The sequence below is a fragment of the Rhodococcus sp. IEGM 1406 genome, assembly GCF_030056745.1.
Classification (GTDB): domain Bacteria; phylum Actinomycetota; class Actinomycetes; order Mycobacteriales; family Mycobacteriaceae; genus Rhodococcus_F; species Rhodococcus_F erythropolis.
The window spans coordinates 473,745-496,320 of the sequence record NZ_JASHKO010000001.1 but is presented as its reverse complement, the minus strand read 5'-3'; the positions used below and the strand labels follow the sequence as shown (position 1 = coordinate 496,320).

Sequence of the window (22,576 nt, the reverse complement as noted above, 5' to 3'; positions counted from 1 at the left end):
ACATGAACCCGGCGTCAACATCAGTTTTGGCGCAGCGAGAATTGTAAAGTGTTGATCCACAACCGGTTGACCGTATCGAGCAGACCATCGAAGGTCACTCCGGCGGCGCCGTCCTCGCCGCCACGGGATACGAAGTACCCGAACGCAAGTCGACTGATCATCCCGGAGAGTGCCCGAGACGTCAGTAGCGGATCCAGGTTCGCGTCCGCCAGACCGGCTTTCTGCAGCTTCTCGATACTGCGCGCGTTGCGTCGAACAAACGCGTCAGCACGCTCGAGGCGGAGAACCCGGAACTCCGGATCGATACTTGCGACCTGCTCGAGCAGTCCCATCAGCTTCGCGTTACGTCGGTACGCCTCGAGGTACGCGCGGTTGCTCGCCGCGATGACCTCAGCGGGATCCGCGCCTTTCGGAGTGTGCGGCATGCCCGGATGCATCATGTCTTCGCGCGCCAGCTCCATCACAGCCGCGAAGATCTCCTCCTTGCTTGCGAAGTAGGTGTAGAACGTACCGGCCGAGCACTGCGCCTCCACCGTGATGTCGATCAGACGCGAGTCCAGATAACCGGTCCGTTCGAAGACGGTGCGAGCCGCATCGATCAACGCTCGACGCGTACGCAAACCACGCTGAGTGGAGGGGAGTTCCCGTGACACTGTCGACGAAGCATCTTCGGAGCCTGTGCGTGCTGCAGCCATGCTCCAGTTATACGTCAGACGCCCGCTACCGGTGACCGATAGCGGGCGTCTGTTCGAGACCGAAGGTATTACCTGGCGTAGAGGTGCGCGCCCGGAATTGCGTTCGGATCGTCCCGAACTTCCTTCGGGTTGGTCTCTTTCAGCACCCAAGCGCTGAAGAAGGTCACCAAGCCCATGAGTGCTACGAACACGGCAACCCATGTCGTGGTTCCGGTCTTCGCGATAAGTGCTGTCATGATGAACGGGGTGCCGCCGCTGACCGTGATCGCAGCCAACTGGTAGGCCAACGATGCTGCCGAGTAGCGCACGTTGGGTGCGAACAGTTCACCCATGTATGCCGCGATAGGCCCGTAGGTCATCGACTGGAACACGCTGCCGACCGTGACTGCGATGAAGAACAGCGGCAGGGACTTGGTGTTGATCAACCAGAAGTACGGGAATGCCCAGACCACGATCGCCGCGGCGCCGATCAGGATCATCGGACGACGACCGATCTTGTCGGACATCTTCCCGGACCACAGCACCACGCCGACTGTCAGCAACGCGCTCAGGAGCGAGATGATGAGCAGTGAGTTCCGCTTCAACCCCAGTTCGGTTGTGCCGTAGCTGAGCACGCCGGCGATGCTGATGTAGAACAGTGCATTGGTGGCGGCCAGAAGTCCGCAACCGAGCAGAATCTTGCGCCAGTGATCCTTGAGCGCCTGCGCCAGTGGAGCCTGAACGACGACATCCTTTTGGTTCTTCTTGGCGTCTTCCTGCAACTCGAGGAATTCCGGCGTGTCCTCGACCTTCGTCTGGATGTACAGAACCACAGGGAAGAGCAGCGCGCTGGCGAAGAACGGAACCCGCCAACCCCAGCTCAGGAATGCTTCGTTGGAAATGGTCGCGGTCGCGACGAGGAAGACCAGGTTGCCCAGCACTACACCGAACGAGACACCCATCTGACCGAAAGTGCCTGAGAATCCACGCTTCTTGGGACTCGCGGATTCGGTGAGGAGAAGGACGATTCCGCCCCACTGGCCACCGCAGGCGAGACCTTGGATGAATCGCAGTGTCACCAGAAGAATCGGAGCGACGACGCCGATTGCCGACGCACTCGGAATCGCGCCGATCAGGAATGTCGCGACAGCCATCAGCAACAGGCAGGTGACGACGGCGGGCTTGCGTCCGTACTTGTCGCCGAAGTGTCCGGCGACCAAACCGCCGATGGGGCGGGCAACGAAGCCGGCCCAGAACGTACTGAACGAGAGCAATGTGCCCATCAGTGCGGATGAATCGGGGAAGAACACATGCGGAAAGACCAGTGCCGCAGCCGTTCCGTACAAGAAGAAGTCGTACCACTCGATGGAACTGCCGAGCAGTCCCGCGCCGAGAAGTTTGCGGTGCGCTTTCTTCTTCTTCCGTTCCTGATCGGACAGGCCCCCTGCCTGCGTGTTCGAATCCACTGCCGATCTCGTCATGGGTTACTCCTCGATGGGTCGGACGCTCGTCGCGCCGGGAGTTGAGAAGTGAAACCGGGCCAGAAGTAGAAACTGACACCAACTTCAACTCTGTGGCGTTGCGATCAGTCTGCGATACAAAAAGAGTGATGTCAATCACTGAAATGCATTGCCGCATAAGGGACTAAATCCCCTATCGATGCTCGCCGATCACCACGACGAATGGCCGGCTCACCTTGTCGGCGGCCGGCAATTCGTTTGTCAGGCAGATCTAGTTCGGTACCCGCAGTTCACGACGAAGAATCTTGCCGCTCACTGTTTTCGGCAGGTCATTCATGACCTCGACGATGCGTGGATACTTGTATGCTGCAAGCCTTTCCTTGCAGAACTCGACCAGATCCTCGGTGGTCGCCTCGGCACCGTCCTTGAAGGACACGAAGGCCTTCACGGTTTCGCCGCGATACGGATCCATGACACCGACGACGGCAGCCTCTCGTACGGCAGGGTGTTCGTAGAGAACATCTTCCACTTCGCGTGGCCACACTTTGAAGCCCGAGGCATTTATCTGATCCTTCATCCGGTCTACGATGTAAAACCAACCGTCGCCGTCCATGAATCCGATGTCGCCGGTGTGAAAACGCCCGTCCGGCATCGCATGTGCGGTCTCGTCCGGCTTGTTCCAGTATCCGAGTGCAACCTGGGGACCGGAGACCACGATCTCGCCGTACTCCCCGATCTGTACCGGCCTGTCGTTCTCGTCCACCACCTCGGCGTACGTATTCGATACCGGAACGCCGACAGCAACGGCCCCCGACGCCGGATCTACCGGCGCTTCACGCGAATTCGGCACCACGATCGCCGGGCTGTTCGTCTCGGTCAGCCCGTAGCCGTTGTGAATGTAGTGACCGAACTTCGCCCGGAACGCTTCCAACGCCGCGTGCGGGATCGGCGCGCCACCTGAATACACCGACTCGAGAGAGCTCAACGATTCCTTCGAGACTGCGGCGCTGTCCGTCCACGCGATGAATACGGTGATCGCTCCGATGATCGCGGTAGCCCGATGCTCCGAAATCGACTCCGCGGCAATGATGGGATGGAATCGGCAGGTCAGAATCGTGGGCGCGCCGGCCAGGAGTGGAGCCGCGACGTGCCCGATCAACCCGGTGATATGGAACAGTGGCGCCACCGCGAACATCGCGCCGCCGGGGCGCAGCCCCAACCAGTCCCGATAGATCTGCGCTGCGAACACGACATTTGCGTGCGTGTTCATCGACCCCTTCGGCGGGCCGGTCGTCCCCGACGTATAAGGAAGGTAGGCAAGGTCTTCCGGGGACAGATCGACCTTCTCGGGCTTCTGTCCTCGATGAGCCTCGATCAGTTCCAATAGGTCCGGAAATCCATCATGACGAATCCTGGACGCCGAACCAAAGATCCGTTCATCGTCGCGCGACTGAAAATCCCGTTCCGACGTGGTGATGACCCGTCGCACTTCGGTGCCCTCGGACGCAGTCGCCACGGTCTCGGCCGAGGACTCGAGACAGATGACTGCTACCGCGCCGCTGTCCGCGAGTACGGTGGACAGCTCACGGTCCCGGTACATCGGATTGACCGGAACGACGACAGCGCCGAGTTTCCAGACTGCGACCGTCGCGATGACGAACTGCGGAACATTCTGCAGGACAAAGGAAACTCTGTCGCCGAACCCGATTCCGTCCACGGCGAGGGCCACCCCAAGCGCGTCCGACATCTCGTCGAGCTCGGCAAAGCTGACGGTCCTGTCGAAGTACCTGATGATCGGGGCGGTGCGATCGCGCTCCAGCGACGCACGGAACATCGCGAGGGCATTGACATGCTCGATGTCCACATTCGGCGGAGTGTCGGCGTCGTAATTGGCGAGCCATGGCTTGCTCTCGTACACGTTGGTCATAACTCAGCTCTCGAAGTACCGACGCGGATTATCCACCAGCATGGTGTTGATCTGATCCTCGGTGACGCCGCGCTCGAGCAGCGCGGGAATGACCTGATCGCTGATGTGGGTGAAGTTCCAGTTCGGTACTGCGGCCGCCTTGGCCTCACTCGAGAACCAGTCGATGAAGCACGAGGCATCATGTGCCAGAACCATTTTCTCGGCATAGCCACGGCGGGCCAGTTCCACGACAGTGTTCACCCGCTCCTCGAACGGGAGCAGAACATCGAGACCGAAACGGTCCATCCCGAGTAGCGAACCCGCATCGGCAAGTGCACACAGGTAGTCCAGGTCGGTCGAATCACCCGAGTGCCCGATGACGACCTTGCTCAGATCTGCACCTTCCTCGGCCAGAACCTTCTGCGCAACGAGGCCCGATTCCGTGTGCGGGTTCGTGTGAACCGTGATCGGTACCCCGGTTTCGACCTGCGCCTGACCGACCGCTCGCATCACACGCTCGACACCGGGAGTCAGACCAGGTTCTTCGATGGCGCACTTGAGGAATGACGCGCGGATGTCTGTGCCGGCAATGCCGTCCTTGATGTCCTTCACAAATAGATCAACCATCGGCTCGCGCACGTCGAACAGCAAACCTGGACCGGTGTAATGGAATTGGAACGGAATGTCGTTGTACGTGTAGACGCCGGTGGCGACGATGATATTGAGATCGACCTGCTCGTTGATCCGCGCAATACGCGGGATGTAGCGACCGAGTCCGATGACCGTGGGATCGACGATCGTGCTGATCCCTCGCGACTTCAGTTCGGACAGCTTGGTCACCGCATCGGCTACTCGAGCCTCCTCGTCCCAAGGCTCCGGGTAGTCGGGATAGTTCTGACGCATCTCCTCCCCCAGAACGAAGACATGCTCGTGCATCAACACCTTTCCCAGATCGGCTGTGTCCACCGGCCCACGAACGGTTTGTACTGAACTCATCGATCGAACCCCTGACTGTGATCGCCATCACTAACATGAGACAATGAGCTAGTGTGTCTCACGTCGCTTGGTTCGTCAATAGGCTCGAGCCACCCGAAGCCCACCTCTGTTCGACCGCCGAAATTGTGCAGTACCGGACAACCGGAGAGAATGTCCCGATGCCTACCGACCTCGAACGCCGACGCGCGATCGACACCGCCGCGAGCATGTACCTCGCGGAGGAACCACTCGACATGTCACTGCTCGCCGAACGTCTCGGAGTAGGCCGCGCGACGCTCTACCGCTGGGTCGGCAATCGCGACGAACTGCTCGGAACAGTGCTGGCCGAGGCCACCGAACGGACATACCGGAAGGCGATGTCACAGGCGTCGGGGCAAGGTCCGGAGTACATCCTCGACGTCTTCGGCCGCGTCATGCGATCGGTGGAATCGTCGACCGAACTGCGAGCGCTGACCAAACGTGAACCGATGGTGTTCATCAAACTCGCGATGATGCCCGGCTCCATCGAATCGATCTCCGCCTCCATCACCGCCGAAATCTTGCAGTCCCAGGTCGACGCCGGCCAACTGACGATCACGCTCTCGCCGCAAGTGCTGGGCGAAGCTCTCGTTCGCATCTGCGACGTACACCTCTACGCCCCTCTACTCGGGCGGGAAAAGGCGGAGATCGAGACGGCCCTCGACCTGATCGCACTGCTCCTCGGCGTCACCCGCAACTGACCCATGCCAGGTCAACGCCGCCGCGATCGAATTGGCGAGAATCTGCGTTCAACAGCACCTCCGCAGCACAGCGCGTTCATATCCACCGCAACACTTTGACCTACCGACTGCAGAAGATGGAACGCGCCATCGACGATCGAGCACCGCAATCTCGCTGTACCTAGCCTGCACCACGACTCGATGAACAATGCGAATACCCGGCGTCGTCTACACCTTCCGACCAGTCGATAACCGCCACTGACGGACGAAATTCGAGCCAACCCTTGACTGGGTCCATCTGTGAGCCTAATCTCATTTCAGATTGGTTCAACCAATCAAACACTCGCCTCGGGTCCACCGTGCGCCCACCGGTTCACCGCGATCGGAGACAATACGAAGATGAGCAAGCCGTTCGAGATCAAGCGCATCCCGGTACATGACCAGGTTCGCGATCACCTCCAGGACATGATCCGGGGAGGACGCTTCTCGCCAGGCACCGCTCTGCCGCCCGAGAGAGAACTTGCCGCCACGTTGGGCGTGTCACGCCATTCACTGCGACAAGCTCTTTCGTCACTCGAAGCGGTCGGAATGATCGAAACAAGACACGGCTCAGGAGTATTTCTCACCGAACGGCCGTCGGATGCGGCAGTCATTCGCGTATCCGACATGCTGTTCGAAGGAAACCGCTCGCTGACCGACGTTGTCGAAGCCAGACTGGGTATCGAACCCTTCATCGCCTCGACAGCAGCTGAGAGGCGCACAGAACGCGACCTTGCCTCTCTGCACCGAGCAATGCACGCACACACAGCAGACGGTGAAACCGAAGATGTCTTCGGGTTTCACGAGGAACTGGTTCGAATGACCAAGAACCCGGTCCTCAGCGGCATCATGCGATCTCTGACCACGGGCCCGCGAGGGATCACCAGGCTCAATGAACACGATCCCGAAACCAATCCGTGGTGGCACCTGGACCACGAACGGATCTATGCAGCAATCGAATCCGGCGACGGCACAGAGGCCAGCCGATTGATGACCGACCATATTCTCTCGATCCTGCGTCTCGCCCGAGCCGCAGATACCTCCGAAACCGATCAGATCTAGTTCAGAAGCACTACACGAGAAGATAATCCAAGCCAGCCGCGCGAGAGTTCGACCACATCTGCCAGATCTGAGCAGGTCGCCCCTGTAGCTCTCCCGCTCGAAACTCGGTATCCGCGCCTGAATTCGCGGTCACCCGATTACCCGTTGCACCCGCAGCAGTTGTGCGGTCACCGGGAGCGTCCTGGCGCCTTCATCTGCCGACGTCGCGTCATCTCCCGCGAATCAGTGAAAGCGAGACTTTTCATGCCCATTTCATCCTCATTCTCGAACACTCGACGAGGTGCGTCCCGTCGACGGATCTCGTACTTCGCCGCTCCTGTTGTCCTCGGTCTGGCCCTCACAGGCTGCTCGACAAGCGGCACGCAGGCAACGTCGGGCGGCGGCGAGATCACAGCCGGCAAGGTGACGATCGACACGACGAAATGCCCTGCAGGAGCTAGTGAATCACTCTCCACTGGAGCCGACATCGTAATCGGAACCTCACTCGCCCAATCAGGTTCCGGCGCCTCGTCCGCGCTGTCGCTCGGTGGAATCAATGCCTACTTCGACAAGATCAATGCCGACGGCGGTGTCGACGGGCACAAGGTAACGCTCAACGCCAAGGACGACGCGCTCGACCCCGCCCGTGCGGTGGCCAACGTGAAAGCCTTGATCGAACAGGACAACGTGTTCGCCACGATCTTTCAGCTGGGCACCCCACAGAACCTCGCCACCCGACAAATGTATGAAACAAATTGCGTACCACAACTTTACGCATCAACAGGCGATCATTCGTTCTACGATCCCGCTAACCACCCGTGGTCGACATCGAGCTTCCTCCCGTACGACGCCTGGGGCGAAGCCACCGCTGAGTTCATCGACAAGAAGTTTCCTTCCGGTGCAAAAGTTGCAGAACTGGTATGGAATTCGGACACCGGCAAGGCCCTCGACGAAGCATTCACTCGGGGCATCGAGGGAACATCCGTGGAGATCGTCGCTTCGCAGTCACACGACTCGACTGCCGTCTCCATGAGCAATCAGGTAACCGAAATGTTGGCGAAATCGCCTGATGCCATCGTTGCGGCAACAAGTGGGGCATTCTGCAACCAACTCGTCTCTGCCGCCCGTCGAGCAGGATTCGGCGGACCGATCGTGGTGCCGCCCTCCTGCCGCGACACCACACAATTCTTTGAGCCACTGGGTGAACTCGCGGACGGATTGCTGACCGTACGGAGCTCTCTCGACCCGGCCGATCCTACTGCTGCAACAGAACCCAGCATGAGGGAGTACTTGGAGGCCATGCAGAAGTACCAACCCTCCTACGATCCACGCTCGACCTACGTGGCAGACGGATACCGGTTCGCGGCGCTCCTCGTCGAGCAACTCCAGCGCGCGGCATCCGCAGAGGGTGGTTTGAACCGGATCAATCTGATCAATGCAGTCTGGTCCACTGACACGGTACTGCCACTGAACTTCCCCGACTCCCGAACGGTCATCAACGGTGACGTTCCATTCCCCGTCGGGGACGGTTCGATGCTCGCGTACGACGCGTCCACCAAATCGTGGGAGCCGACCGGTGTAGACGTCACCGCGTCTGCACCCTGATCCCACCGGAATTTCAGGACATGCCATGAACGCTCCCGCCCTCGCCATTACCGACCTCTCACTGTCGTTCGGTGGAATCCAGGCTTTGGACAAGCTCTCCTTCGACGTTGCGCCCCAGAGTATTTGCGGTCTCATCGGCCCAAACGGGGCCGGCAAGACCAGCGCATTCAACATCATGAGCCGCATTTATCAACCCAGTAGCGGTTCCATCGAATTGTTCGGCGAACTGGACCTCCTCGCCGTACCCGTTCACAGGATTCCGGAACTCGGCGTCGCCCGCACGTTCCAGGAAATTGCATTATTTCCTTCACTGTCCGTACTCGACAACGTCACTGTCGGCGTGCGCCTCGAGCAGAAAGCAAGCTGGATCCGCACAGCGGTCGGAATCGGTGCCAGGGCACGCGAAATGCAATCTCAGGAAAAGGCCTTCGCAATCCTCGAAGATTTGGGACTGTCACATCTGGCAGGGTCCATGGCAGCAGATCTGCCGATCGGAACACTGAAACGGGTTGAGCTTGCTCGAGCGTTGGCGTCCGATCCGAGAATTTTGCTACTGGACGAGCCTGCAAACGGGTTGATCCACAGCGAAGTTCACGAACTTGCAGCTGATCTGTCGCAGATCAAGGAGCGACTCGACCTCACAGTGCTTCTCGTCGAGCACCACATGGGAATGGTGACAAGCGTGTGTGACCACGTTGTCGTGCTCGATCGTGGCCGAAAGATCGCCGACGGCCTTCCGAAGGACGTCACAAGCGACCCGCGCGTGATCGAAGCGTATCTAGGAAAGTGGGGACAATGAGCAGCTTTCTCGAAGTTCGTGGACTCTCTGCACGATACGGACAGTTACCGGTACTGCACGGCGTCGATCTTTCTGTCGAGCAGGGTGAGATCGTCGTTCTACTCGGCGCAAACGGCGCCGGGAAGACAACCACGTTGCGTGCGCTGTGCAGCCTCGTGTCGACCTCTGGCAGCGCAATTTTCGACGGCACAGAACTAGTCGGAAAGTCGACTCGCAGCATCGTTCGCCGCGGCGTTGCGATGGTTCCGCAAGGGCGAGGGACTTTCAAGGACCTGACGGTTCTCGACAACCTGTACGCCGGCGCGTATCTGCGAAAAGGCCGAGCCGAGATCAGTGCCGACATCGCGATGTGGTTCGAACGGTTTCCACGGTTGGCCGAGCGTCGTGAGCAGAAATCCGGAACGTTGAGCGGAGGCGAGCAACAGATGCTCGCTGTCGCCAGGGCAATGATGTCCCGCCCCCGCTTGCTCCTACTAGACGAACCGTCTCTCGGGCTCGCACCGCTGGTCGTCCAAGAGCTCTTTAATCTCCTCTCCACGATCAACAAGGATTTGAACACGTCGATGCTTGTGGTCGAACAAAGCGCGGAACTGGCCCTTGCAATCGCAGACCGCGGCTACGTCCTCGAAGCCGGTCACACCGTGCTGTCCGGATCGGCCACCGAACTGCAGAGCCACGACGGTGTCCGCCAAGCCTATCTGGGGTTATGACATGACAACTTCCACAAGCATTCTCGCGGCCGGAAGTGATCCGGCAAGCATCTTGACAACGGTGTCGACCGGATTGTCCAACGGAGCTCTGTACGCACTGTTGGCCATAGCACTGGTCACAGTGTTTCGCACCACCGGCCACCTCAACTTCGCGCAAGGTGAATTTGCAATGCTCTCGGCATTGCTGTCGTTCAGTTTGATCGCTGCTGGACTTCCGATCTGGGTCGCGATCATCGCCTCGATGGTGATCTCCGCAGTTGCCAGTGCGGCGATTCAGTACTTCATCATGCGGCCACTCGAAAAGCGCGGACACGCAGCGGCATTGATCGCTGTCCTCGGACTCTTCCTCTTTGCCAACGCTTTCGGCGGGGTGGTGTGGGGCGTCGACAACAAAACGCCACTTGCTCCGTTCCCCGACGGTGTCGACGACCGGATCACCGTTCTCGATGGAACTCCACCCTTCACACTGAGCTACATCACCATAGGCATCTGGCTGACGCTGGCTGCTCTGCTGGTGTTCCTCTGGCTGTTGCTCTCCAAGACCAAACTCGGATTGGCATATCGCGCCGTCATCTCGAACCGATCGTCTGCCGCCCTCGTGGGAATTCCCGTGGCTGCAACCTTCGCACTCGGGTGGGCTCTAGCCGCTGTGCCGGGAACTCTTGCAGGCGTTATGACGTCACAAGCTGCAAGCGCGCTGAGTTTCACGATGATGGCCAACGTCCTGATCTACGGATTCACTGCGGCATGTGTCGGCGGCTTCGACAGCTTTGGCGGGGCCGTGGTGGGTGGATTGCTGGTTGGACTTGTGGAATCCGTTGTGCCTTCGATTTTTCCCGCTATCGGAGCCCAGTCCGGATTGGCACTTGCGCTGGTCATGCTCCTGGTGGTCCTCACTGTTCGCCCACAAGGCCTCTTCGGCCGCAAGGAGGTTGCGCGAGTATGACCGCGACCGCATTTCCCTCGTCATTGCGCGCACCGAGTTCACGACGGACACTGATCGTCGGGACTCTCGTCTACCTCATCGCAGTACTGGGCGCGGTGGTGTTCGTCCCCGACGCAAAGATACTCCAGTTGGCGACTGCGCTGGCATATGCATTGGCCATCCTCGGACTCAACCTTGTCTCCGGATATGCCGGGCAAATTTCCTTGGGCCACAGCGCATTCTTCGGTATCGGCGCTTACACCAGCACCATCTTGGTGACCGATCACGGACTGTCGATTATCGCTACCCTACCCGTCGGCGCACTCATCGGATTTGTCGTCGGAATAGTCGCCGGCCTTCCAGCCCTTCGACTGAAAGGGCACTACCTCGGACTAGTCACCTTGAGCTTCGCGGTGGTATTTCCCTTGCTGATCACACGATTCGGATCGCTGACCGGTGGAGTGAACGGCAAACTGCTTCACTCTGCCTGGGTCATTCCCGACGGCGTACCCGACTTCATCACACAGACTTCGATCAATTTTGTTGTTGTCGCGGCAGTGACAGGCATCGGCATTCTCATCTGCCGCAACTTTGCAAAGTACGGACCGGCCCGAACACTGACGGCCATCCGTGACAACGAAACAGCAGCAGCCACAAGTGGAATCAATCTTTCCCGACAGAAGACCATCGCATTTGCCGTCAGCGCCGCATTCGCGGCGGTGGGTGGGTCCATGTTCGTGCTCGTCACCGGTGTCGTCGCGCCCGAGACGTTTGGTGTCTTCTTGGGAATTCAGCTCTTGACCGGTCTGCTAATCGGCGGATCCGGCACGCTGATCGGACCGTTGATCGGCGGCCTGGTTCTCGCTTTCCTACCGACGTACACCGCAGACCTGATCGGCGGATCGGGCGCGAACATGATCTATGGCGCCCTGCTCGTGGCCTTGATGTTCTTGATGCCCACCGGTATCGCCGGCGGCGCAGCGGCTCTGTACTCACGAATCACGAAGCGACGCCGTCCCATACCCGCCGATCACGATTCCACACGGCCTGGCATCGCCCCCGCTACCGTACCGACCGAGTCCCGAGGAGGCGCTCATGTATGACGTCAACGACACACTGTTCATCAGCGTTCCTGCCGAAGAAGACCAAGAGAATCCGTGGCTCCGCGGCGCGTGGAGACCACAGGGCAAGGAATACGCCGTCAGCGGTGACGAACTGACGATCATCGGTTCCATCCCGGAAGAATTGGACGGCATCTACGTCCGCAACACACACAACAACGCAACCACACCTACCGGGATCTATCATCCATTCGACGGCGACGGCATGCTTCACGCCATTCGCTTTCGTGACGGCACATGCGAGTACCGGAACGCCTTCGTCCGTACCACAGGGTTCTTGGCCGAGCAGGGGGCAAAGAAGGCTCTGTGGCCGGGAATTCTCCAGCCTCAGGAGTACCAACGTCGAGGCTGGGGATCGATGGGGTCGATGAAGGACAATGCCGGTACCGACGTCATCGCCCACGCCGGTCATCTGATTGCCACGATGTCGCAAGGAAGTGAGCCTTGGTGTTTGAGCCCGGACACCCTGGAAACCCTTGGTCCAAACAAGAATTGGGCGAAACTTGTCCCCGACGGATTGTCGTCGCACTACAAGGTGGACAACGCCACCGGCGAGATGACGTTCTTCAATTATCCACAGAAGGCTCCGTTCATGAACTACGGAGTAGTCAACAAGGCAGACAATCTCGTTCACTACGTGCCGATCGAACTACCCGGCCCACGATGGCCCCACGACCTCGGTATGACCGAGCACTATTCGATTCTCCACGACCTGCCGTACTTCTTCGACGAGGAACTACTGAAGAAAGGAATCCACAAAGGTTCGTTCCACGACGACATTCCAGCGCGATTCGGTGTTATCCCCCGCTACGGAACCAGCGCCGATGTTCGTTGGTTCGAAGCAAAGCCCTGCTGGGTCATGCATCTGTCCAATTGTTTCGAAGACGGCGACTGGGTAGTACAGGATGGATGCATCTGGGACAACCTTGTGAAACCTCCTGTCGGAGTTGAAGAAGATGCCCACGCGATCTACGCCCGTATCCGTAGAAACGTCGACATGCATCCCACCGGCGCGCATCTCTATCGCTGGATGTTCAACATGGTCACCGGAGAGGTCAGAGAGTTTCCCCTCGACGACGAAGTGAGTGAGTTCCCCGTCATCAGCAACGACGTGGTCGGACGCCCGTACCGGTACTCGTACAACGCCTTGTTCGAAAAGGGCGAATGGCATCTGAACGGCCTCAAACGTTACGACCTGCACACCGGAAATGCCGTCCGCCTGGAATTCGGGCCTGGCCGATGGGGCAGTGAGCCCGCAATCGCGCGTCCGGCAGGTTCTAGCGCAGAAGACGACGGCTACTGCATAGTTTTCATCACCGACTTGATTCAGGATCGCTCCGAATGCGTTATCTATCGTGCAGACGATCTGACCGGCGATCCGGTGTGCACGGTCATTCTCCCCGAACGGATTTCAGTGGGCACCCATTCCTGCTGGGTCGAAGGTGACCGTATCGCCGGCGAAGGGCGCGCAGCACGATGACAGACATCGTTTTTGTCCCGGGGCTCAATAACGACGCCTTGGTCTGGGACCGTGTAATCAACGCACTTCCGACAACACTGCGCGCAACAGCCGTGAATGTTCCCGCAATCGGTGACGTCGACAAGATCGCCGCAGCACTCGCAGTCGATCTACCCGATCAGTTCTTCCTTGTCGGGCATTCCTTCGGAGGAGTGGTCGCCATGGCGCTTCTCGAGTACTGCCCGGAGCGCATTTCCGGGGTGGCACTGGTGAACACGCCACAGGGAACCGATGACGAAGCCACCGCAACGGCCCGATTGGACAAGGCAGAACGTGCGTTGGCCGGTGAATTCGAGAACTTCGCGATGGGCCGCGTCGATCTCGTATTCCACGCGGACAACGCCGAAGATCCCGATGTCTTGACGGAACGGCTCCGCGGAGTGCGTGCTTACGGTCCTCAGCGATACAGCGCGCACAGTGCCGCGATAGCCTCTCGCCCCAACCGGACTGAGCTGCTACTCGCCACTGAAGTTCCGCTTGCCGTGATTGCCGCAGAATCCGACCTTGTTGTACCACCAGGCGAACAGCAGGCTCTTGCCGATCGAGTAGGGGCGACCTTCGCCGGCATTCCCCACGCTGCCCACATGTTGCCCGCGGAGGAACCCGAGGCGCTCGCCCGGGCACTGACGAAGTGGATCGACTCCGTGGATACCACCGACACACACCACTCCGTGGATACCACCGACACACACCCAGGAGAGAAATGATCGCCGCATACACCGGCACCATCGACTACACCGTCCACGGAAGCGGGACAACCACCGTATTCATGCTTCACGGAGCCTACGGCGACGGCAGCTATTTCGCTAATACTGCAACGGTTCTCGCTGATGCAGGCTATCGAGTCGTCGTCTGGAATTGTCCCGGATACGGCATGACCCCGCCAGCGCAGACTCCGTCCATCACGACGTTCTCCGCAGCAGCGACGTCGCTGGTTCAGTCAGAAGCTACGGCCGTCAACGTCCTGCTCGGTCACTCCATGGGCGCGCTCATCGCACCCTTGACCGCCAACAACGAACCACTCGTCGATGCTGTTGTCCTGTCCGGAGCATCAGCAGGTTTTGCTTCGCGCACTCCGGAAGACCAGAAGCGATACCTGGCCGAACGGCTCGAACCGATCGAGAACGGACAGACCGTCGCAGAGTATGTGCGTCCATTGCTCGATTCGATGATGGGGCCCACTGCCTCCGGACCGCTCGTGGACAAGGTCCGCGAAGCCATCCTCGCCATGCGAACCGCTACCTTCGCCGATTCGATCCGCGCTATCGCGTCGTACGACGGCCGTGAGGCTCTCGACAATCTGGCGGTCCCGACCTTGCTCCTGGCGGGAACCGTGGACACGGCCTGTCCGGTCGCCGGTATGCGGGCGATGGCCGAGCGCATCGAGGATTCCGAAATTCACGAACTCGAGGGCGTTGGACACTACGGTTTCGCGGAACGCCCCGACGAATTCCACGGACACCTACTGGACTTCTTGGGCAGACGACTCCCGAAGGAGAACTGACTATGCTGCAATCGGATCCGACAGTCTTCGCCCGCGCCGTCGAAACGGCCCGACTCCCTCGCGTGCACACGCTGATCGACGGCATGTTCGTCGACGGCGGCGGCCAGATATTCTCCGACGTGTTTCCGGCAACCGGCACTCAGATCGCCGAAGTCCGATCCTCGTCACCAGGTCAGGTATCGGATGCAGTGAGCGCAGCGCGTCAAGCCTTTCCGGCCTGGGCGGACAGTTCTGCGACGACACGTGCCGCCATCCTGGACCGCGCCGCGTACACAATGCTTCGCGACATGGACCGGCTGACGGCATTGGTCACCCTCGACAACGGAAAGACCTCACCGGAAGCAAGTTTCGACGTGGTCAATTCGACCTCGTTGACCAAGTCGGCGGCAGGGTGGGCAAGCAGGATGAGGGGCTCCACCCTGCCGCTCGGTGACGGGTACGTGGAGATGACATGGCGTGAACCTGTGGGCGTCGTGGCCATCTTCATGCCCTTCAATGCACCATTGATGTTCTGCGCGATGAAGATCGCTGCCGCCATCGCGATGGGCAACACCGTTGTGGTCAAGTCGCCGGAGAAGAGTCCGCTGGCTGCAATCGCCTTTGCCGAATACCTCGTCGAGGCCGGCCTGCCGAACGGAGTGGTCAACATCGTGCAGGGATTCGCGGACGTCGGGACCGCATTGGTCTCGTCGCCGGAGGTGGACATGGTCTCGTTCACCGGAAGCAGCACCGTCGGGGCGCGCGTCGGATCCGATTCGGTGGCCGGACTCAAACGCGTTCTCCTCGAGTTGGGCGGCAAGTCTGCGAACATCATCTTCGACGACGCACCGTTCGACAGTGCGGTCGAGGGGTCCGTCGGCGCGATCTTCCGCAACTCCGGACAACGATGTTTCTCCGGATCGAGAATTCTCGTACAGGAGAATATCGCCGATCGTTTCATCGAATCGCTTGTGGCCAAGACTCGTTCACTGCGAGTCGGTGATCCGTTCGACCCGAACAGCGATATCGGATCGTTGATCACCGCCCAGGACGTCTCCCGAGTCCGCAGCATCGTGCGAGACGCGGAAGAAGCAGGAGCAAAAGTCTTGTGCGGTGGCGATTCACCCACCGGAGCAACTCCCGAGTCTGGGTACTTTCTGCCGACGGTGATCGACGTCGGCGACCTCACCGATCTGGCGATCCTGCGGGAGGAGACTTTCGGTCCGGTCGTGACGGTGCAGAGATTCACCGACACGAACCACGCGATAAATATCGCCAATACGTCCGAATACGGCCTCGCCGGTGGATGCTGGACCAGCGACCTCGCGAAGGCCCTCACCGTGGCCCGACGCATCGAGACGGGCTACTTCTGGATCAACTCCTATGCCGCCGCCGCCGGACCGGAATCCACTATCGGTGGGCGCAAGTCATCAGGATTCGGCACTGAAAAGGGCGAGGACGGAATGCTCGCCTACACGGCGATCAAAACGGTCATCATGTCCGAATCATCAACTGGAACAGTAATTCCCATGGGAGGCCGCTGACATGTCGCACTACCACCGATGCCGAGGCGCAGTCACCACCGGACCCGATCAGCCACTTCGAATCGTCGAGATCGAGGTGCCGGCACCTCAGGCCGACGAGGTGCTGATCAAAGTCACCGCGTGCGGGCTGTGCCACAGCGATCTTCACTACATGGACGGCTCGTCCGGGGTGGACTATCCGTATCTCGTGGGGCATGAGATCAGCGGCGTGGTCCACGAGATCGGTCCAGAAGTCGTGGACCTCACGGTGGGCGATCAAGTGGTGGTGGCGCTGATCGTGTCGTGCGGCGAGTGTGTCGACTGCAAGCGAGGTCGCGGTGTCCGCTGCGTGAACAAGATGCCGCGCCATCGGGCTCCCCGCCTACCCGACGGCACAGAGCTGACACCGGTCCTCGGGGCCGGCGGCCTCGCCGAGTTAGTCCTGATGAACAGGCAGCACGTCGCCTTACGCCCACCCTCTCTCGATGCTGGTTTGAGTGCGCTTCTCGGTTGTGGGGTGCCAACCGGATTCGGCGCAGCGGTCAACACCGGTGAGGTCACTGCCGGTGACAGGGTCGCAGTCATCGGTTGTGGTGGGGTCGGACTCAGCGCGATCGCCGGTGCACAGGCGGCCGGGGCCGCCCACGTCACGGCCTTCGACTTCGAACCTGCCAAACGTGCACTTGCATCGGAGTTCGGCGCCGATGTCACCGTCGACGGTGCGCACTGGGCCCGGCGACCGGAGCTGTTGTCGAGCTTCGATATCGTCATCGACGCGGTCGGCGGCGACGGACCACTACAACAGGCGATTGCGCTGACGCGTCCCGGCGGTCGGATCGTCGCGCCAGGGGCACCTCGATCCGACGAAATCAGCGCTGTTGCGTTGCGCCCTGCCTTTCTCAAGCGACTCGAATATCACGTCTCGCACTGGGGCGACTGTGTCCCGAGCCGCGACTTTCCAAAGATTGCCCGGCTTGTGGCAGAGGGCAGCTTTCCGCTGGAGAAGTACCGAAGTGAAATTGTCGATCTCGACGGCGCAGCCGAGGCCTACGAGCGTCTACGCCGGGGAGAAGTCCTCCGATCCATCGTGATGATGTGAGTGCGCTTCCGACACAGTCACCCGGGGTTAGTCTTCAGACGTCCGATGACTTGCTACCATAGGCCGATTCGACTCGAGAGGTAGCAATGTCCGACGACCACAGTGGTTTCGTACTGCGCAGCGGTCCTCTGGTGCCGCAAATAGAACAGATCTTCCGGTCGAAGATCCGCCAATCGGAGTGGTTGCCGACGCAGCGAATTCCGAGCGAGGCGGCCCTTGCCGTCGAACTCGGCGTCGGGCGTTCCTCGATTCGCGAGGCAATCCGCCTCCTCGCTCGCGACGGACTACTCGAAGTCCGACACGGCGTCGGCACCTTCGTGGCTGCCGCGTCCGAACTCGAGCACGTCGACGAATTCACCAAGCTACTTCGACGCTCACGCATCCTGGAGGTCTTCGAAGTCCGTCGCGCACTCGAGATCGAGGCCGCCAGACTGGCCGCGGAGCGGGTACAACCCGAGGACCTCGACGGCCTGCGGCGGCGACTGACCATGCGACACAGCCATTTCGAGGGTGACGTCGAGAAGTTCGTCGACGTCGACCTCGACTTCCACACCGAAGTCGTTCGGTTGTCCGGAAACGCGGTTCTGCTCTCGCTGTTCACGTCGGTGCGTCCACTCCTTCGTGAATCCCTCGTCGAGATGATGGCCCACGAGGCCGGCGTCCCCGACACCTCACATGCCCATGATCAGTTGGTCGAGGCCCTTCAAGACGCCGACCCAGAAGCCGCGGTAGCGGCAACCCGAGCAAATATCGACACCGTCTTACGGCGGTTGCGTGTGCTCGACGCCTAAGAGAGGTTAGTTCTCGTGCAACACCCCAATGGCACCGTTCTGTCGACCGAACACGTGGATCTCGTCCGCGACGGCCGATACTTGTTGAAAGACATCAACATTTCGATCGAACCCGGGCAACACTGGGTACTCCTCGGCGCGAACGGTGCAGGCAAGAGCACCCTCCTGAGCCTTCTCGGAGCAACCGCCCACCCCACTCGCGGTTCCGTCTACGTCCTCGGGCACAAGCTGGGCCGAGTCGACATGAGGGAACTGCGGATGGACATCGGGCACGTGAACCCGCGTCACACGATCGGAATTCCGATCACCGTCCGCAACGTCGTGATCACCGGCCTCACCAACACCACCGAGGTAATGCCGCGGTGGTCACCGACGCCGGAGCAAGAGGCTCATGCCGACGCACTGATCGATCTACTCGGGATGAGTCCGCGTTCGGACGCACTGTGGCCCAACTTGTCCCAGGGCGAACGGGGGCGAGCCCTGATCGCCCGTGCACTCATGGTGGAACCACGCCTGCTCCTGCTCGACGAACCGGCGACCGGGCTCGATCTTGCTGCGCGCGAACAGCTCTTGACGGCTCTGGACGATCTCCGCAATCAGAACCCGTCACTTGCCAGCATCCTCGTGACGCATCACATCGAAGAGATTCCGAGCACCACCACACATGCTCTCCTGATCAAGGACGGCGTCGTGACCGCCAGCGGCCTCGCCGAGAATGTGATCACCACCCAGAACATCAGCGAGTGCTTCTCGCATCCCATCGAGATCGAGCGTCGTGGTGGTCGGTGGAATGCTCAGTCGCGGCCACGCGAAAGAGTTTGACCGACAGTAGTTTCAGAGACGTCTGGCGCCGGGTCCCTCCCGGCCCAGTTCATCTCCAGGGTTGAGCAGGTTGCATGTCTTGAGTGACAGACACCCACAGCCGATACAGCCCGTCAGTTCGTCCTGCATCCGGCTGATGGCCTGCTTGCGATCCTCGAGGCGCTGATTCCACTCCGTCGAAATCTTGCGCCAGTCCTTCTTCGTCGGAGTTCGTCCCTGCGGCAACGACCCGAATACTTCGGCAACTTCGGCCAGAGGTATCCCGAACCTGACTGCCAACTGGATGAGCGACACCCGCCGGATCGAGTGCCGCGGGAACTTCCTCATATTTCCTGCCGTCCGCTCTGCAGGAACCAGACCGAGTGTTTCGTAGTAGCGCACCGCCGACACGGCGACGCCGGTGCGCGCCGATACCTCACCGATCGAGAGAAGTTCGTCACTCTTACGGATCATTCTGCCTCCCAATGGCTGCGCGACATTGACCTGAAGCGCACTTGAGATTCTACCTTCGACAACATGCACTCCCCCACCGATGCTCCCGCCGGAACCTGGCGGCAGCTCCTGAGCGGTCGATACCTCGGCACCGCTACCGTCCTCGCAGGCGGCGTCGCGCTGTACGCGACCAACGTCTACCTGACGACCAGCCTGCTTCCGACTGCCATCGACGACATCGGCGGTCAGCAGTACTACGCCTGGACCGCGACGGTCTTCCTCATCGCTTCCGTCATCTCCTCGATGTTGGTCACCAACGTCCTCGCCGCCAAGGGACCGCGCGGGGCCTACCTGATCGGCCTCGCGATCTTCGCGCTCGGCACCGTCGTCTGTGCGGTCAGCCCGACCATGGAATTGCTGTTGGTCGGCCGCACGATCCAGGGTTCGGGAGGTGGCCTGCTGGCTGGTCTCGGTTACGCCGTCATCAATGCCGCGCTCCCCAGACATCTGTGGACCCGCGGGGCCGCGCTGGTTTCGGCAATGTGGGGAGTCGGCACCTTCGCCGGCCCCGCAATCGGCGGCGTCTTTGCTCAATTCGGAGCCTGGCGATGGGCTTTCGGCGTTCTGGTTATCGCGACGATCGCAGTCGCAGCTCTCGTCCCCAGCGCGCTACCGGCACATGAACCGGGCAGCACCACCAGTAGCCCGGTGCCGGTCCTCTCACTGGCATTGCTGACTGCGGCAGCTTTGCTGGTCAGCGTTGCCGGAATTCTGTCCAACCTCGCAGTGACCGCAGCAATGGTTCTCGCCGCTGTGCTGCTACTGATCGCCTTTGTCGCCGCTGACCGTCGCTCGCGCCACGGCGTACTACCGCCGTCGACGTTCAACGCGTCGTCCCTCAAATGGGTGTACCTGACCATCGTCGTCCTCGCTGTTGCGTCGACCGTCGAGACGTTCATTCCACTCTTCGGCCAACGACTTGCCGGACTGGCACCGCTCGCGGCCGGATTCCTCGGGGCCGCACTCGCTCTCGGCTGGACTCTGGGCGAAATCCCGAGCGCCTCGGCGACTACCCCTCGTATCGTGCGACGAATCGTTGTCAGCGGTCCGATCCTCGTCGCGATCGGGTTGGGCATCACGGCAGCATTTCTCACCGAACACGCCGGCGCCGGTGCGATGGTCGCGTGGGTGATCGGACTGCTGGTCGCCGGTGTCGGAATCGGCATCGCCTGGCCCCATCTTGCAGTCGGTGCGATGACCTCGGTCACCGATCCCGGAGAAGGTGCGCGAGCCTCCGCTGCCATCAACACCGTTCAGCTGATCGCCAATGCCTTCGGCGCAGCCCTGGCCGGAGTGCTGGTGAACATCGGCGAACCGTCGACGCTTCGTTCTGCGCAATTGCTTCTCTTCACCTTCGCCGCTATCGCGATCATCGGCATTGCCGTGGCAGCTCGCGCACTTCCGCGAACGCCCGACAAAATCGACAGCCCCGAAATCGTTCACGACGCTCGCTAAACTGTGGAAAACCCACACGGAGGAGTTGGCCAGTGACAGAACCGGATCCGGGCACAGTGGAAACCGACTTCCCGAAAACGGGAGCTCCCGCACAGCGCGCGCTGATCGGAGCGGGTTACACCCACCTCGCGCAATTGACGTCCGTGTCCGAGAAGGAACTCGGCGCTCTGCACGGGATGGGACCGAAGGCTCTGAGGATTCTGCGTGAAGCACTCGCCGAACGCGGCCTGAGCTTCGCCGACTGAACTCTCACATCAGACCAGGCTCGCCCGAACCTGGTTGCCACCTTCGCGCTTCGCTTCGTACATCACCGAGTCCGCGACGCGGAAGAGTTCGGCAAAGGCTTCGTCGACCGACTCACCCGGATGCCGGGGCGCGGTCCGGACCGCCATTCCGATGCTCGCGCTCGTCGGTGGATCATCGGTCGCCCCGTCCATTGCCGAGCGGATCTGTCCTTCCAGCCTCGCTATCACGCTGACCGGCACCCGCTCGACCACGACGAACTCGTCACCACCCACGCGGGCGGTCAGTGCAGCTTTGGTTGTCCACAGGCGAATACGCAGCACCGTTCGCAGGATCGTGCTGTCCCCCACGTCGTGGCCGTGAACGTCGTTGATCGTCTTGAATCGGTCGAGATCGATCACCACCACGAGAACCGCGTCGGCCTCTGTCACCGGAGGCCCCATCAGATCCTTCACCCGACGCGAAAGTCCGCGACGGTTGAGCAGACCGGTCAACGGGTCTATGTCGGAAGTAGTGGCGTCAGATCCCAGAACTGCCAAGACAATTTGGGACACCACGGGAATCACAATGATGGTGGCCATCACGACCGCGATTTTCGCCAACCCCAAGCCGACGTCCGCTGCTGGCCCGAACAACAAAGTCCACCCCGAAAACACCGTGACCATCGAGGCGAAGACCAAGTGACCGACTTGGAGTTTCGGATTGTGGAAGAACGCAATATAGCCGCCGATCGACGCAAACACGACGCACGCGATGAGCCGACCCAGCGGTTCCGAGTCGGTTGCGGCGGCCGCCGCAATCGCAGCGTCGGAACCCACGACAAAGGTGTACGACCACAGCGGCGTCGGCGGAAACAGCCACCAGATCAGGGCAGCGCCGAGGCACAACACGATAACCGTCAGATTGACCGCTCGCCAGAACGTACCTTGCGGACCGACGTCACTGAATCGCGCCGACAGCAGCACCAACCCCATCCAGAGTGCCGTTCCGCCGACCAGCGCCCGGCAGGAAGTCAAGAACCCACGATCTTCGAGGTACCTGCTGAAACTATGGAACTGGTCCGGCAACTGCCACCAGCGCATGACAACTTCGACGAAACCGTTCATCGCCGGTCAGCCGATGCAGGTCTGCAACTTTCGGGCATACTTCGACGTAGCGGACAAGCTGATTTCCCC

Annotated in this window: 23 protein-coding genes; 17 read left to right on the top strand and 6 right to left on the bottom strand. The window is 60.5% G+C overall.

The window, feature by feature from the left end:
• Positions 1-20: 20 nt before the first annotated feature.
• From QM596_RS02310 to QM596_RS02295, 4 genes are all read right to left on the bottom strand, one after another.
• Complete coding sequence (locus tag QM596_RS02310; RefSeq protein WP_019745708.1) at positions 21-695, bottom strand: TetR/AcrR family transcriptional regulator; 675 nt, start codon at positions 693-695, stop codon at positions 21-23.
• Between the two features lie 68 nt (positions 696-763).
• Positions 764-2,155 carry an MFS transporter gene (locus QM596_RS02305; protein ID WP_019745709.1) on the bottom strand — a complete coding sequence of 464 codons (1,392 nt, stop codon included), beginning with the start codon at positions 2,153-2,155 and terminating at the stop codon, positions 764-766.
• Between the two features lie 250 nt (positions 2,156-2,405).
• Positions 2,406-4,061 (bottom strand): AMP-binding protein, encoded by a 1,656-nt coding sequence (locus QM596_RS02300; RefSeq protein WP_283307989.1) that lies wholly within the window; start codon positions 4,059-4,061, stop codon positions 2,406-2,408.
• 3 nt (positions 4,062-4,064) lie between these two features.
• Positions 4,065-5,036 carry a phosphotriesterase family protein gene (locus QM596_RS02295; RefSeq protein WP_020971087.1) on the bottom strand — a complete coding sequence of 324 codons (972 nt, stop codon included), beginning with the start codon at positions 5,034-5,036 and terminating at the stop codon, positions 4,065-4,067.
• Between the two features lie 158 nt (positions 5,037-5,194).
• Between QM596_RS02295 and QM596_RS02290 the strand changes: the two genes are divergently transcribed.
• The 15 genes from QM596_RS02290 to QM596_RS02225 all read left to right on the top strand — a co-directional run bounded on the left by QM596_RS02290 (position 5,195) and on the right by QM596_RS02225 (position 19,211).
• Positions 5,195-5,755 (top strand): TetR/AcrR family transcriptional regulator, encoded by a 561-nt coding sequence (locus QM596_RS02290; RefSeq protein WP_003943195.1) that lies wholly within the window; start codon positions 5,195-5,197, stop codon positions 5,753-5,755.
• Complete coding sequence (locus QM596_RS29765; RefSeq protein WP_182261963.1) at positions 5,653-5,919, top strand: helix-turn-helix domain-containing protein; 267 nt, start codon at positions 5,653-5,655, stop codon at positions 5,917-5,919. The genes QM596_RS02290 and QM596_RS29765 overlap by 103 nt, the downstream gene beginning before the upstream one ends.
• Before the next feature lie 214 nt (positions 5,920-6,133).
• Entirely contained in the window at positions 6,134-6,835 is a 702-nt protein-coding gene (locus QM596_RS02285) for a FadR/GntR family transcriptional regulator (protein WP_051730415.1), read from the top strand.
• Positions 6,836-7,078: 243 nt separating this feature from the next.
• Positions 7,079-8,419 (top strand): ABC transporter substrate-binding protein, encoded by a 1,341-nt coding sequence (locus tag QM596_RS02280; protein ID WP_182261928.1) that lies wholly within the window; start codon positions 7,079-7,081, stop codon positions 8,417-8,419.
• Positions 8,420-8,444: 25 nt separating this feature from the next.
• Positions 8,445-9,218: an ABC transporter ATP-binding protein gene (locus QM596_RS02275; RefSeq protein WP_042446319.1), complete on the top strand. Its 774-nt coding sequence runs from the start codon at positions 8,445-8,447 to the stop codon at positions 9,216-9,218.
• Positions 9,215-9,928, top strand: a complete 714-nt coding sequence (locus QM596_RS02270) for an ABC transporter ATP-binding protein (RefSeq protein ID WP_033233641.1) — start codon at positions 9,215-9,217, stop codon at positions 9,926-9,928. Before QM596_RS02275 ends, QM596_RS02270 begins: the two co-directional genes overlap by 4 nt.
• A gap of 1 nt (position 9,929) precedes the next feature.
• Positions 9,930-10,874, top strand: a complete 945-nt coding sequence (locus QM596_RS02265; RefSeq protein ID WP_051730416.1) for a branched-chain amino acid ABC transporter permease — start codon at positions 9,930-9,932, stop codon at positions 10,872-10,874.
• Entirely contained in the window at positions 10,871-11,956 is a 1,086-nt protein-coding gene (locus tag QM596_RS02260) for a branched-chain amino acid ABC transporter permease (RefSeq protein ID WP_182261929.1), read from the top strand. The genes QM596_RS02265 and QM596_RS02260 overlap by 4 nt, the downstream gene beginning before the upstream one ends.
• On the top strand, positions 11,949-13,454 hold the full coding sequence (locus QM596_RS02255) for a carotenoid oxygenase family protein (protein WP_182261930.1): 1,506 nt from the start codon (positions 11,949-11,951) through the stop codon (positions 13,452-13,454). Before QM596_RS02260 ends, QM596_RS02255 begins: the two co-directional genes overlap by 8 nt.
• Positions 13,451-14,200 carry an alpha/beta fold hydrolase gene (locus QM596_RS02250; protein ID WP_283307981.1) on the top strand — a complete coding sequence of 250 codons (750 nt, stop codon included), beginning with the start codon at positions 13,451-13,453 and terminating at the stop codon, positions 14,198-14,200. The genes QM596_RS02255 and QM596_RS02250 overlap by 4 nt, the downstream gene beginning before the upstream one ends.
• Positions 14,197-14,997, top strand: coding sequence for an alpha/beta fold hydrolase (locus tag QM596_RS02245; protein ID WP_283307979.1), 801 nt, complete (start codon positions 14,197-14,199; stop codon positions 14,995-14,997). Before QM596_RS02250 ends, QM596_RS02245 begins: the two co-directional genes overlap by 4 nt.
• A 2-nt stretch (positions 14,998-14,999) precedes the next feature.
• Positions 15,000-16,520: an aldehyde dehydrogenase family protein gene (locus QM596_RS02240; RefSeq protein ID WP_283307977.1), complete on the top strand. Its 1,521-nt coding sequence runs from the start codon at positions 15,000-15,002 to the stop codon at positions 16,518-16,520.
• Position 16,521: 1 nt separating this feature from the next.
• Entirely contained in the window at positions 16,522-17,598 is a 1,077-nt protein-coding gene (locus tag QM596_RS02235; RefSeq protein ID WP_283307976.1) for an alcohol dehydrogenase catalytic domain-containing protein, read from the top strand.
• A gap of 86 nt (positions 17,599-17,684) precedes the next feature.
• Positions 17,685-18,389, top strand: a complete 705-nt coding sequence (locus QM596_RS02230) for a FadR/GntR family transcriptional regulator (protein WP_182261935.1) — start codon at positions 17,685-17,687, stop codon at positions 18,387-18,389.
• A 15-nt stretch (positions 18,390-18,404) separates the two neighbouring features.
• Positions 18,405-19,211, top strand: coding sequence for an ABC transporter ATP-binding protein (locus QM596_RS02225; protein WP_020909438.1), 807 nt, complete (start codon positions 18,405-18,407; stop codon positions 19,209-19,211).
• Positions 19,212-19,223: 12 nt separating this feature from the next.
• Here QM596_RS02225 and soxR read toward each other — a convergent pair whose 3' ends face one another.
• On the bottom strand, positions 19,224-19,664 hold the full coding sequence (soxR, locus tag QM596_RS02220) for a redox-sensitive transcriptional activator SoxR (protein ID WP_020909439.1): 441 nt from the start codon (positions 19,662-19,664) through the stop codon (positions 19,224-19,226).
• Positions 19,665-19,727: 63 nt separating this feature from the next.
• On the opposite strand from soxR, the gene QM596_RS02215 reads away from it, so the two are divergent.
• Together QM596_RS02215 and QM596_RS02210 are read left to right on the top strand one after the other, a co-directional pair.
• Positions 19,728-21,158, top strand: coding sequence for an MFS transporter (locus tag QM596_RS02215; RefSeq protein WP_283307975.1), 1,431 nt, complete (start codon positions 19,728-19,730; stop codon positions 21,156-21,158).
• Positions 21,159-21,190: 32 nt separating this feature from the next.
• A complete protein-coding gene (locus QM596_RS02210) occupies positions 21,191-21,403 on the top strand; it encodes a helix-hairpin-helix domain-containing protein (RefSeq protein ID WP_020971089.1) in 213 nt (70 codons plus the stop codon).
• 9 nt (positions 21,404-21,412) lie between these two features.
• Here the strand turns inward: QM596_RS02210 and QM596_RS02205 are convergent, their stop codons facing one another.
• Complete coding sequence (locus QM596_RS02205; protein ID WP_283307974.1) at positions 21,413-22,507, bottom strand: GGDEF domain-containing protein; 1,095 nt, start codon at positions 22,505-22,507, stop codon at positions 21,413-21,415.
• Between the last annotated feature and the right edge of the window lie 69 nt (positions 22,508-22,576).